Raw genomic sequence first — 12,777 nt, forward strand, 5'->3', positions numbered from 1 at the left:
GTTTCTCGATAGACCTGTACCCCCTCACCCGGATCGCATCTTGCGATGCGATCCGACCTCTCCCCGCAAGCGGGGCGAGGTAAAGGATACGACGCTGCGCGAAAGCGGCCATCACTCCGCCGCCGTCAGATGCTGCACCTTCCCCGCGATCTCGCGCGGCACGGGCGCGGCCCACGGCGCGCCGCGGCGGCGCTTGACGTCGACCTCCATCCAATAGAGCTCCCAGCCCATCGTCGGCCCGATGCCGTCCATCGTCGCGGGGCCCTGGATGCTGCGCGCGGAGGCCTCGTCGAGGAACAGCATCGGCTTTTCGCCGCCGCCGACCTTCTCGATCTCCTGCCGCAGCAGGCGACGATACTGCACGATCGCCTTGTCGCTCTGGCCGAGATGCTCGTTGGTGCGGTCCTGGATCGCGCCCATCGATTCCACCGCCCACTGGTCGTGGACGTTGATGTCGGTGCCCATGCCGGTATAGGTCTCGGTCGCCTGCTCGTGCGGATCGAAGCCGTAATCGTTGCTGCGATTCTTGCGCGACTTGTAGTCGGGCAGCGTATAGAGCTCGAGCCGCTGGTCGCGCATCTTCTGCTTGTCGACCGGCGCCGCGTAGCTGGTGAAGATCGCGTACCAGTAGCAGTTCTCGTCATCGACCGGCACATGCCACTGCGTGATCGTCATCTCGGTCGACATCGGAATCACGAAGCCGTGCGGGAACAGCTGATTTGTCACCCGCACATGGGTGCTGGTGTCATCGAGCTGGCGCAGCGCGATCAGGCGCAGGCCGTATTCGGTGTGCTCGACATTGATGATCGGCCGGTCATATTCGCGCAGGATTTTCGTCATCGGCATGTCGCTGCCCGCGGAGGCGCCGCGGAATTGCTTGCCGTAGGCAGCTGATGTGTCCTCGTCCTCGAAGAAGCGATGGAGGAAGGAGGCGTGCGCCGGATCGATGCCGACTTCGAGCGCCTGCAGCCAGTTGCAGTTCATGTGGCCCTTGAATGCGAACGTATGGCTGCCGGGCGCGACGAAGCAGTCGAGCTCCGGAAACGCCGGCGGGGCGCCTTCGCCGAGATAGGCCCACAGGATGCCGCTCTTCTCGACCACGGGATAGGAGCGCTGCTGGATGCCCTTGCAGAGTTGCGAGCCGGCCGGCTCCGCCGGCGTCTCGATGCACTGGCCTGACGTGTCGAACAGCCAGCCATGGAAGGCGCAGCGCAAGCCGCCATTCTCCAGGCGCCCAAACGCGAGGTCGGCGCCGCGATGCGCGCAATGCCGGTCGATCAGGCCGTAGCTGCCGTCCTCGCCGCGGAACAGTACCAGGTTCTCTCCGAGCAGGCGAACCGGCCGCACCGGGCGCGGTCCTTCCAGCTCGTCGACCAGCGCCGCCGGCTGCCAGTAGCTCCGCATCAGCTTCCCACATGGGTCCTTGCGGCCGGTGCGGGTGATCAGATCGTTCGCTTCCTGGCTCATCATGGCGGCGTCTCCCGGATTTGGATTTGTTCGCCTATTGAACGAATGTGCGAATTATGCCATGTCTGGTTTGGACAGCAAGCGCAATTTTTGAACCGTTCAAAGCCGACCCATGCCCAAGCTGAAACGGACCGACCAGGACGAGCGCGCCACCGACTTCGTCGAGGCGCTCGATCGCGGCCTGCGCCTGCTGCAGGTGTTCGGCACCGTCACTGGTCCAGCGACGCTGAGCGACCTGGCGCGCGCCGCCGATCTGCCGCGCGCCACCGCGCGCCGCATCCTGTTCACGCTCGCGCACGGCGGCTTCGTCGCGACCGACGGCAAGCTGTTCACGCTGACGCCGCATGTGCTGACGCTCGCCGGCTCGTTCCTGCAATCCAACCAGGTGGTGACGGTGCTGCAGCCGGTGCTCGACCGCATCGCCACTGCAGCCCAGGAGATCGCCTCGCTTGCGCTGCTCGACGGCGACGACGTCGTGTTCGTGGCGCGCTCGAGCCCGACCCGGGTGTTCTCCGCCGGTCTCGATATCGGCTACCGGCTGCCGGCGTTCTGCACTTCGGTTGGCCGCGCGATGCTCGGCCGGCTCGATGATCCTGAGCTTGCGGTGCGGCTGAAGGCGATGCGCCGTGAAGCCGTGACGCCGCAGACCGTCACTGATCCTAAGAAGCTGCTCGCGACGATTATCGCCGATCGCGCGCAGGGCTATTCGCTGGTCGACCGCGAGGCCGAACCGCATTTCCGTTCGATCTCGGTGCCGGTGCGCCGCTACGACGGCACCATCGTCGCCGCCATCAACATGGGCGCGCATGTCGACCGCGTGCCGGCCAAGGAATTGATCGATCGCTTCCTGCCGCTGCTGCGGGAGGGGGCCGAGGATGTGAAGAGCCGGCTGCTGTGAAGGCCCCCAATGCCGTCACGGATTTCGTCATTGCGAGGAGCGACAGCGACGAAGCAATCCATGCATCCGCACACGCGGAAGGATGGATTGCTTCGCTTCGCTCGCAATGACGGGGTTAGGATTGAAAGCTAAAGCGCCACGCTGCGCAGCCCGAACGATCGCGCTTCGTTCTGCAGCACCGGCCGCACGGAATCGATCAGCCGCGCCGCGGCGGCATCGACCGAGAGCCCGGCGGTGTCGACCACCGCCGAGGCGCGGGCGTAGAGCGGCTCGCGGCTGACCAGGATGTTGCGCAACTCCGCCATCGCCGAGCGGTCGTCGGCCATCGGGCGCAGATCGCCCTGGCGGCGGACGCGGGCCATGTGCTCTTCCGGCTCGGCCTTCAGCCAGATCGTGTAGAACGACGACAGGATCAGGTCGAAGGTCAGCGCCTCGGAGACGATGCCGCCGCCGGTCGCCATCACCATCAATTCCTTGCGCGCCAAGAGCTGCGTCAGTGCAGCCTGCTCCATGCGGCGAAAGCCTTCCTGGCCGTAGAGCGCGATGATCTCGGCAACCGACAGGCCGTTCTGCGCCTCGATCTCCTTGTTGAGTTCGACGAAGGTCCAGCCGATCTTCTTCGCCAGCATCCGCCCGAGCGTAGTCTTGCCGGCTCCGCGCAGGCCGATCAGCGCGATGCCGGAGAACGAGGCGCGGCGCGGCGCCAGCGGGCTGCTGCCGGCCAGCATGTCCTTGGCCTGCGCAATCTGGCCCGGCGAGGCCTTGCGCAAGAGATCGCGGATCACGGCCCAGTCCGGCACCGGCTCGCTGGAGGGGATCAGGTCCTCGAGATGCGCGCCCATCGCGCCTGCGACACGGCGCAGCAGCACGATCGAGACATTGCCTTTGCCGCTTTCGAGCTGGGCGATGTAGCGTTCGGAAATGCCGGAGACCTTTGCGAGCACCTTGCGCGACATGCCGCGCAGGGCGCGCATCGTGCGCACACGCTGGCCGAGCTGTTCGAGGAAGTCGGTTTCCGGATCGTTGGCTGCGGTCATGATCCCTGTGCGACGCGCGGTCCTGACTGAATCAGGCCCAATGGTTTAGGAAACATAGTGCCGATAAGGATTGACAGCAAGCCAAGCTGGTGGCTTTGTATGAATTATAATTCTTAAATTCACAGGAGAGGGAAGCGTGGCGCGTCTGGGTCCCAAGCAAGGTCCGGGGAGCGGGGCATGACTTATAACGCAGTCTCCTGGCTGCTCGACCGCAACGTCGATGAGGGCCGCGGCGACAAGGTCGTGTTCGACGACACGGTGTCGCAGATCACCTACGGCCAGTTGCAGCAACAGACCCGGCGGGTCGGCAACATGCTGCGCCGGCTCGGCGTCCGCCGCGAGGAGCGGGTCGCCATGATCATGCTGGACACGGTCGATTTCCCGATCGTGTTCCTCGGCGCGATCCGTGCCGGCGTGGTGCCGGTGCCGCTCAACACGCTGCTGACCGCGGAGCAATACGCCTACATCCTCGGTGATTGCCGCGCGCGCGTGCTGTTCATCTCCGAGGCGTTGCTGCCGGTCGTGAAGGACGTCATCACGCGCATGCCCGATCTCGAACACGTCGTGGTCTCCGGCAAGGACGCGCATGGCGACAAGAAACTATCGGACGAGATCGCGCGCGAGAGCGACGTGTTCGCGACCGCGCCGACCCATGCCGACGAGCCGGCGTTCTGGCTCTATTCGTCGGGCTCGACCGGCATGCCGAAGGGCGTGCGCCATCTGCATTCCAATCTCGCCGCGACCGCGGAGACCTATGCGAAACAGGTGCTAGGCATCCGCGAGAACGATGTCGGCCTGTCGGCGGCAAAACTGTTCTTCGCCTATGGGCTCGGCAATGCGCTGACGTTCCCGATGTCGGTCGGTGCCTCCACGGTGCTGAATTCGGAGCGGCCGACGCCGGCGGTGATGTTCGCGCTGATGAACAAATATCACCCCAGCATCTTCTTCGGCGTGCCGACCCTGTTCGCGGCGATGCTGAACGACGAGGCGACCAAGGCGCAGTCCGGCGGCAATCGCCTGCGGGTCTGCACCTCGGCCGGCGAAGCGCTGCCGGAATCGGTCGGCAATGCCTGGCGCGCGCGGTTCGGCGTCGACATTCTCGATGGCGTCGGCTCGACCGAGCTGCTGCACATCTTCCTGTCGAATGCGCCTGGCGACATCAAATACGGCTCGTCCGGCCGTCCGGTGCCCGGCTACAAGGTGCGGCTGGTCAACGAGGCTGGTGCCGACGTCGCTGATGGAGAGGTCGGCGAGCTGCTGGTCGATGCGCCCTCGGCCGGCGAGAGCTACTGGAATCAACGCGCCAAGAGCCGCGCCACCTTCGAGGGCGCCTGGACCCGCACCGGTGACAAGTACACGCGCGATGCCGATGGCCGTTACACCTTCTGCGGCCGCGCCGACGACATGTTCAAGGTCTCCGGCATCTGGGTCTCGCCGTTCGAGGTGGAGAGCGCGCTGATCACCCATCCCGCGGTGCTGGAAGCGGCCGTCGTGCCGGAAGCCGATCCGGAAGGGCTGTTGAAGCCGAAGGCCTATGTGGTGCTGCGGCCCGAGAGCTCGGCCGAAGGCTTGCACGAGGCGCTGAAGGAGCACGTCAAGCAGAAGATCGGCCCGTGGAAATATCCGCGCTGGATCGATGTGGTCGACAATCTGCCGAAGACGGCGACCGGCAAGATCCAGCGGTTCAAGTTGCGCGAACACGAGCACTAGCTCTCCACGAGTCGTCCCGGCGAAAGCCGGGACCCATAACCACAGGCTTTAGTTGTCGCGCGAAAGCCGTCGAACAGCATCTCTCAAAATAACGGCCGCGGCGTATGGGTCCCGGCTCCCGTGCGCAATTGCGCACTAGGCCGGGACGACGATGAGGAGGCGCCATCATGCAAGACCTAAATCCCACCGGCTTCCTCAGCATCGACGGCGCCGAGCTCGAATACCGCATGATCGGCCCGTCACCCGAGTCCGCCCCGACCATCGTGATGCTGCATGAAGGCCTCGGCTGTGTCGGGCTGTGGGGTGACTTCCCCGACAAGCTGCAGGCTGTGACCGGCGCCGGCGTGTTCGCCTATTCGCGCGCCGGTTATGGCGCCTCGTCGCCGGCAAAACTGCCGCGTCCGGTCGACTACATGCACCGCGAGGCGCTCGACGTGCTGCCGCAGCTGCTCGATCGGATCGGCTTCCGCCGCGGCCTGCTGCTCGGCCATTCCGACGGCGCCTCCATCGCGGCGATATATGCCGGCGCGCATCAGGATCATCGCCTGCACGGCCTTGCGTTGCTCGCGCCGCACTTCATCGTCGAGGACATCTCGGTGCGATCGATCGCCGAGATCAAGACGGCATACGAGACCACCAATCTGAGAGAGAAGCTCGCGCGCTGGCACAAGGATGTCGACAACGCCTTCCATGGCTGGAACGGCGCCTGGCTCGATCCGGCATTCCGCGACTGGGATATCTCCGATTATCTCGCCTACATCCGCGTGCCCGTGCTGATCGTGCAGGGGGCGGACGATCAATACGGCACGATGCGCCAGGTCGAGATCGCCCAGGAGGAGTGCCACTGCCCGGTCGATGTCGCCGCCATCGCCGGCGCCGGCCACTCGCCGCACCGCGAGGCATCAGCGGTGACGCTGGACGCGGTCACCGAATTCGCCAAGGCAGCTTTACGCGACGACCCGGCATTGGCGGCCTGAGAGGTGGCGAATGATCGCAACTCGTTATTGCGAGCGAAGCGAAGCAATCCATCGCGCAACACGCGCGGAGGCATGGATTGCTTCGTCGCTGTCGCTCCTCGCAATGACGGGGATGGAGCAGTGTGCACCTGCCTTGAGGCATCGCTGGTGCCAGGCCATTGGCCGAGCGAGCGATTTTCCCAGACATGAAACAAAGTGCATGTTTCTGCGTTTTGAACTGGACTAGATCGAAAACATGCACTATTGTGCATGAAGACAAAGACGAACCTTCAAACGAACAACAGGTAAGGGTAGCCCATGGCTGGTGACGATCGCGTCCTTGCAAACGGGGCGAAGTACATCGATTTCCAGACCGAGCCGTCGCGCTACCGGCACTGGAAGCTCGACGTCGCCGGCGACGTCGCAACGCTGACCATGGACGTCGACGAGAACGCCGGCCTGTTCGAGGGCTATCAGCTCAAGCTCAATTCCTACGACCTCGGCGTCGACATCGAGCTGGCGGACGCCGTGCAGCGGCTGCGCTTCGAGCATCCCGAGGTGAAGGTGGTGGTGATGCGCTCGGGCAAGAACCGCGTGTTCTGCGCCGGCGCCAACATCCGCATGCTGGCGGGTTCGACCCACGCCCACAAGGTCAACTTCTGCAAGTTCACCAACGAGACCCGCAACGGCCTGGAAGATTCCAGCGAGAATTCCGGCCAGAGCTTCATCACCGTCGTCAACGGCACCGCGGCCGGCGGCGGCTATGAGCTCGCGCTCGCGACCGACCACATCATGATGGCGGATGACGGCGCCGCCGCGGTCGCGCTGCCGGAAGTGCCGCTGCTCGCGGTGCTGCCGGGCACCGGCGGCCTCACCCGCGTCGTCGACAAGCGCAAGGTGCGCCGCGACCACGCCGATTTCTTCTGCACCATCGAGGAAGGCATCAAGGGCAAGCGCGCGGTGCAATGGCGGCTGGTCGACGAGATCGCGCCGAACTCCAAGCTCGAGGGCAAGCTTGCCGAGCGCGTCAAGGAATTCGCCGCGAAGTCGAAGCGCAATGGCGCGGGCAAGGGTCTGACGCTGACGCCGCTGACGCGAACGATCGACGACAGCGCGATCCGCTACGGCTTCGTCAGCGTCGATATCGATCGCGCTGCGCGCATCGCCACCATCTCGATCAAGGCGCCGGAAGCCGCTGCACCCGCCGACATCGACGGCATGATCGGGCAGGGCGCCTCGTTCTGGCCGCTGCAGGTCGCCCGCGAGCTCGACGATGCGATCCTGCATCTGCGCATCAACGAGCTCGAGATCGCGATGCTGGTGTTCAAGAGCCACGGCGAGCGCGCCAATGTCGTGTCCTATGACGCGTTCCTCGAGGCCAACAAGGCGCACTGGCTGGTCAACGAAATCAGGCATTACTGGAAGCGCGTGCTCAAGCGCATCGACGTGACCTCGCGCACGCTGGTGACGCTGGTCGAGCCCGGCTCCTGCTTCGTTGGCACCTTGGCCGAGCTCGTGTTCGCCGCCGACCGCTCCTACATGCTGATCGGCCAGAAGCAGGGCGACAACCGCCCGCCGCCGGCGATCGAGCTGACCGCGATGAATTTCGGGCCCTATCCGATGAGCCACGGCCTGACCCGGCTGCAATCGCGCTTCCAGGCCGATCCGTCGGATCTGGAGCGGGCGCAGGGTGCGATCGGCAAGGCGCTCGACGCCGAGGAGGCGGAGGAGCTCGGTCTCGTCACCTTCGCGCTCGACGACATCGACTGGGACGACGAGGTCCGCGTGTTCTTCGAGGAGCGCACCTCGTTCTCGCCCGACGGCCTCACCGGCATGGAAGCCAATCTGCGCTTCGTCGGTCCGGAGACCATGGAATCGAAGATCTTCTCGCGCCTCACCGCGTGGCAGAACTGGATCTTCCAGCGGCCGAACGCGGTCGGTGAGGACGGCGCGCTGCGCCGCTATGGCACCGGCCAGAAGGCGCAATTCGACATGACGCGAGTGTAGAGGCGAACACCGCCGTCATCCTGAGGTGCGAGCGCTTGCGAGCTCGAAGGATGATTGGAGGCAAGAATGCCAGACAAGCATCCTTCGAGACGCGCTACGCACTCCTCAGGATGACGGTTGAGCAAGACGCGATACGCACCGAAACGATATCAAGGAGCACGCCATGAACATGAACATCATGAACGTCGATTACTCGACCAAGATTCCGAACAATGTGAATCTCGCCGAGGACCGCCAGGTGCTGAAGGCGCTGGAGGGATGGCATCCCGGCTACATGGACTGGTGGAAGGACATGGGGCCGGACGGCTTCCAGGAGTCGCTGGTCTATCTGCGCACCGCCTATTCGGTCGATCCGCGCGGCTGGGCCAAGTTCGACTACGTGCGGATGCCCGAATATCGCTGGGGCATCTTGCTTGCCCCGCAGGAAGAGAACCGTGTCATTCCGTTCGGCGAAGACTTTGGCAAGCCGGCCTGGCAGGAAGTCCCCGGTGAGCATCGCGCGATGCTGCGCCGCCTGATCGTGATCCAGGGCGACACCGAGCCGGCCTCCGTCGAGCAGCAGCGCCATCTCGGCAAGACCGCGCCGTCGCTCTACGACATGCGCAATTTGTTCCAGGTCAATGTCGAGGAAGGCCGCCATCTCTGGGCGATGGTCTACCTGCTGCAGAAATATTTCGGCCGCGACGGCCGCGAGGAGGCGGATGATTTGTTGCGCCGCCGCTCGGGCGACGCGGATTCGCCGCGCATGCTCGGGGCCTTCAACGAGGCGACGCCGGACTGGCTGTCGTTCTTCATGTTCACCTACTTCACCGACCGCGACGGCAAGATGCAGCTCCACTCGCTGGCGCAGTCGGGCTTCGATCCGCTGTCGCGCACCTGCCGCTTCATGCTGACCGAGGAAGCCCACCACATGTTCGTCGGCGAGACCGGCATCACCCGCGTCGTGCAGCGCACCTGCGATGCGATGAAGGAAGCCGGCATCACCGATCCGAACGACATCGCCAGGATCCGCGCGCTCGGCGTCATCGACCTGCCGACCATCCAGAAGAAGCTGAACCTGCACTATTCGCTGTCGCTCGATTTGTTCGGCTCCGAAGTCTCGACCAACGCCGCGAACGCCTTCAATGCCGGCATCAAGGGCCGTTACAAGGAAACCACGATCGAGGACGACCATCAGCTGAAGAGCTCGACCTATCCGGTCATGAAGATGGTGGACGGCCAGATCAAGATGGTCGACGAGCCGGCGCTGACCGCGCTCAACATGCGGCTGCGCGACGACTACACGCAGGATTGCGTCAAGGGCATGCTGCGCTGGAACAAGGTGATCTCGACCGCGGGCATCGATTACAAGCTGACGGTGCCGAACACCGCCTTCCACCGCCAGATCGGCGAGTTCAAGGACGTCCATGCGACGCCCGATGGCCTGCTGATCGACGACGCCACCTGGGCGAGCCGCAAGAACGACTGGCTGCCGTCGACCGCCGACGGCGACTTCATCGCCTCGCTGATGAAGCCGGTGACCGAGCCCGGCGAGTTCGCCTCCTGGATCTCGGCGCCGAAGGTCGGCATCGACAACAAGCCGGGCGACTTCGAATATGTGAGGATCGAGAGCTGATCCGCTCGAGCATGATCCGGAAAAGTGTGAAGCGGTTTTCCGAAGAGATCATGCTCAAAGAATAAATCAGGTCATGATGCGAAATCGTATCATGACCTGATCGTTCCTCTCCTGCCGGAGGGGCCGGAAAGGGGTGAGCCGAGAAGGTCCTGGCTCGCCCCTTTTCTTTTTTGGCCAGATGCCGGCATGAAGCCGGCCTCAATCGTCATTTGCAAGTTCGTCGGGCCACATCTGCGCGCCGTGAAGCACGCGCAAAATGCGAACAGTCTCACCGTCGACAAGGTACGCCGCGACATAAGGTGTGCGCGGGATGACCAGCTCGCGCGTGCCTGCGACGCGTCCGGGCCGACCACTGTCAGGAAAGTCGAGCAGGCGCCGCGCGGCATCGGCAATCCGCTCGTCAACATGAACCGCAGCAAGTGGGTTCTCGGCTTCGATGTAACTGAAAATGTCGTCGCGATCGGACAACGCGAAGCGCGACCAGACGAGTTTCACCGCTTGCGCTCCGCCGCTTTTCGAAGCGCGGCGGCACGGCGTTGCTTGAAATGCGCTTCGACTTCGGAATCATCGAGGCTGGGCCGGGTATCCGCCAGGGCCTGGCGCACCTTCTCGCGAAACCAGCCGTCGTAGGCTTGGCTGCTGCTTACGAGCTCCAGGGGAAGCATGCCTTCATTGGCCGTGCGCGTCAGCAGGATCCGCACGGCGTCGGATACCGTGAGGCCCATGTTCTCTAGAACCGCAGTGGCCTTTTCCTTTACGTCCGCATCAATGCGGGTTTGGATAAGGGCATTCGACGCCATAGCGCCCCTCCTTGTTTGCTATCAATGTAATGCATTTGAATGACAAATGCCAGAGGTGCCACAACCTGTGGCCGGAGCTGAGCACGGCGGCTAATTCGGCTCCGCCTCTCGGCGCGTCCATTGCCTGCATGATCAAAGAAGGGCGCCACGCTGCCAGCGAGGCGCCCTTTATCACCGTCCCGCTGATCGGCGCGGGAATGCCTGATGGTTGTGAGAGCCGCGGTTGCTACCCCGCGATCTCCAGCCCCGCGGTCGCGTAGACCACGCCGCCGTCGACCGCGATGGTGTTGCCCACCACATAATCGCCGGCGCGCGAGGCGAGATAGATCGCGGTGCCCGCCATATCCTCGTCGCTGCCGACCCGCCGAGACGGGACGCGCTGTGCGACCTCATCGGCGTGGTCGCGCGCGGCGCGGTTCATGTCCGACTTGAAGGCGCCCGGCGCGATCGCGGTGACGTTGATGTTGTCCTTGATCAGTCGCGTCGCCATCCGGCGCGTCAGGTGGATCACCGCGGCCTTGCTGGCGGCATAGGAATAGGTCTCCATCGGGTTGACGAAGATGCCGTCGATCGAGGCGATGTTGATCACCTTGCCGGGCTTGTCATGGCTCGCCGCCGCACGCAGCGGCTTGGCCAGCGCCTTGGTCAGGAAGAAGATCGACTTGACGTTGAGGTTCATCACCTTGTCCCAGCCGCTCTCCGGGAATTCGTCGAAATCCGCGCCCCATGCCGCGCCGGCATTGTTGACCAGGATGTCGAGCTTCGGCTCGCGCTTGATGATCTCGCCGGCGAGCTTGTCGCAGCCCTCGACGGTCGAGATGTCGATCGGCAGCGCGATGCATTCGCCATCATAGGCGGCTGACAGTTCCTGGGCGGTGGCCTCGCAGGGACCTGCCTTGCGCGCGGTGATGTAGACCTTGGCGGCACCCTGCGCCAGGAATCCCGCCGCGATCATCTTGCCGATGCCGCGCGATCCCCCGGTCACCAATGCGACGCGGCCCTTCAGTGAAAACAGATCCTTGAACATGCGCTCCTCCATTGCGTTGTCAGTGGTTCTGATCGCGGCCGCGGATCGAGTCAAGGAAGGAGAGGGTCTGGATGCAGCGAAGCGAAATCCGGGGCAGCTCTATTCGTGGTGGCGGCCGTCCCGGATTGCGCTTCGCTCCATCCGGGCTACGTATGCAGGCTCACGCCGCATCAATCCGGCGAAAGCCGTTCCACACCGCGGTGGCAGCGCCGGAGGTCAGCACCGGCAAGAGCCGCGCGTCCTGGTAATTGCCGTTCAGCGAGACCCGTTGCAACGCGGTCAGGTGATCGGCGCTTTCGGGAAACAGCATGCCCGGCCGTGTCGTCACCGCGGTCCGGAAGCCGATTGACCTCGCGAGGGCGAATTCGCGCTGCCCGGCGGCGATCCGGTCGCCATAGGGATAGGCGAGATGCGCGACTTGCCGCTGCAGCGCGTCCTCGATCCGCGCCCGGCTGGTGGCGAGCTCGAACGACGCGATGGTCTCGCTCTGCTTGGCGAGATTGCAATGGGTGATGGTGTGGGCGCCGATCGTGACCAGCGGATCGTCGGCAAAGCCGCGCAATTCGTCCCAGGACATGCAGAGCTCGCGCGCGATGCTGGCCTCGTCGACGCCGTGGCGGATGCACAGCTCGGAGATTGCGGCCTGCATCTCCTGCTCGCGCGGCAGCGAACGCAGCCAGTCGTGCATGCGGCCGAACGCCGTGCGCTTGGCCTGCGGCGTCGCGGTATCGATCCGCGTCATGGTGCCGTCGATCGGCACCTCGATCGCGGTCGCGGCCGCGATCACCCGCTCCAGCGCGATCCACCACAATTTGCCGCAGCCCTCGGCGAAGTCGCTCGGGACAAAGACGGTGAACGGCGCGTTGAACTCGCGCATGACCGGCAGCGCGAAATCGCGGTTGTCGCGATAGCCGTCGTCGCAGGTGAAGCAGGCGAAGCGCCGCGCGAAATTCCGTTCGGTGAGGCGGCGATGCGCCTCGTCCATGCTGATGATTTCGACGTCGAGCGCGCGCAGATGCGTCAGCATCGCGCGCAGAAAGTCCGGCGTGACCTCGAGATGATGGTTGGGCTGGAACGCGTCGGCGCGCCGCGGGCGGACGTGATGCAGCATGAAGATGGCGCCGACGCCGGCGAAAATCGGCCGCAGCAGGATGTGCGCACCCGAAAAATACAACGCCTCCATCCCGGCACGGATCACGGTGTTGCGGAGTTGTTTCATGAGGGCACGGGCCGGCCGATTTGCATTCCGCCGCAAACTTA

At 64.4% G+C, this 12,777-nt stretch carries 11 protein-coding genes; 5 read left to right on the forward strand and 6 right to left on the reverse strand.

All coding sequences use genetic code 11. The features are described 5' to 3' along the window. Positions 1 to 111: 111 nt before the first annotated feature. The gene (locus AKN84_RS30350; RefSeq protein ID WP_050424183.1) at positions 112 to 1,470 is read right to left on the reverse strand and encodes an aromatic ring-hydroxylating dioxygenase subunit alpha; all 1,359 of its coding nucleotides are present in this window, start codon (positions 1,468 to 1,470) and stop codon (positions 112 to 114) included. A gap of 109 nt (positions 1,471 to 1,579) precedes the next feature. Here AKN84_RS30350 and AKN84_RS30355 point away from each other — a divergent pair, with 109 nt between their 5' ends. Then, a complete protein-coding gene (locus AKN84_RS30355) occupies positions 1,580 to 2,365 on the forward strand; it encodes an IclR family transcriptional regulator domain-containing protein (protein WP_050424184.1) in 786 nt (261 codons plus the stop codon). Positions 2,366 to 2,493: 128 nt separating this feature from the next. On the opposite strand, the gene AKN84_RS30360 is transcribed toward AKN84_RS30355, so the two are convergent. Continuing rightward, complete coding sequence (locus AKN84_RS30360; protein ID WP_283805549.1) at positions 2,494 to 3,405, reverse strand: helix-turn-helix transcriptional regulator; 912 nt, start codon at positions 3,403 to 3,405, stop codon at positions 2,494 to 2,496. Between the two features lie 174 nt (positions 3,406 to 3,579). On the opposite strand from AKN84_RS30360, the gene AKN84_RS30365 reads away from it, so the two are divergent. From AKN84_RS30365 to boxB, 4 genes are all read left to right on the forward strand, one after another. Continuing rightward, positions 3,580 to 5,112 (forward strand): benzoate-CoA ligase family protein, encoded by a 1,533-nt coding sequence (locus AKN84_RS30365; protein ID WP_050424186.1) that lies wholly within the window; start codon positions 3,580 to 3,582, stop codon positions 5,110 to 5,112. 167 nt (positions 5,113 to 5,279) lie between these two features. After that, positions 5,280 to 6,089 (forward strand): alpha/beta fold hydrolase, encoded by an 810-nt coding sequence (locus tag AKN84_RS30370; protein WP_050424187.1) that lies wholly within the window; start codon positions 5,280 to 5,282, stop codon positions 6,087 to 6,089. Between the two features lie 297 nt (positions 6,090 to 6,386). Continuing rightward, positions 6,387 to 8,075, forward strand: a complete 1,689-nt coding sequence (gene boxC / locus AKN84_RS30375; protein ID WP_050424188.1) for a 2,3-epoxybenzoyl-CoA dihydrolase — start codon at positions 6,387 to 6,389, stop codon at positions 8,073 to 8,075. A gap of 163 nt (positions 8,076 to 8,238) precedes the next feature. Further along, positions 8,239 to 9,690, forward strand: a complete 1,452-nt coding sequence (gene boxB / locus AKN84_RS30380) for a benzoyl-CoA 2,3-epoxidase subunit BoxB (protein ID WP_050424189.1) — start codon at positions 8,239 to 8,241, stop codon at positions 9,688 to 9,690. 198 nt (positions 9,691 to 9,888) lie between these two features. Here the strand turns inward: boxB and AKN84_RS30385 are convergent, their stop codons facing one another. From AKN84_RS30385 to AKN84_RS30405, 4 genes are all read right to left on the reverse strand, one after another. Beyond that, positions 9,889 to 10,185, reverse strand: a complete 297-nt coding sequence (locus AKN84_RS30385; RefSeq protein WP_050424190.1) for a type II toxin-antitoxin system RelE/ParE family toxin — start codon at positions 10,183 to 10,185, stop codon at positions 9,889 to 9,891. Further along, a complete protein-coding gene (locus AKN84_RS30390) occupies positions 10,182 to 10,490 on the reverse strand; it encodes a type II toxin-antitoxin system RelB/DinJ family antitoxin (protein WP_050424191.1) in 309 nt (102 codons plus the stop codon). The genes AKN84_RS30385 and AKN84_RS30390 overlap by 4 nt, the downstream gene beginning before the upstream one ends. 226 nt (positions 10,491 to 10,716) lie before the next feature. After that, positions 10,717 to 11,517 carry an SDR family NAD(P)-dependent oxidoreductase gene (locus tag AKN84_RS30400; RefSeq protein WP_050424227.1) on the reverse strand — a complete coding sequence of 267 codons (801 nt, stop codon included), beginning with the start codon at positions 11,515 to 11,517 and terminating at the stop codon, positions 10,717 to 10,719. A gap of 160 nt (positions 11,518 to 11,677) precedes the next feature. Beyond that, entirely contained in the window at positions 11,678 to 12,736 is a 1,059-nt protein-coding gene (locus AKN84_RS30405; RefSeq protein ID WP_050424193.1) for a polysaccharide deacetylase family protein, read from the reverse strand. Between the last annotated feature and the right edge of the window lie 41 nt (positions 12,737 to 12,777).

The organism is Bradyrhizobium tropiciagri (assembly GCF_001189845.1).
In the GTDB taxonomy this organism is placed as follows: domain Bacteria; phylum Pseudomonadota; class Alphaproteobacteria; order Rhizobiales; family Xanthobacteraceae; genus Bradyrhizobium; species Bradyrhizobium tropiciagri.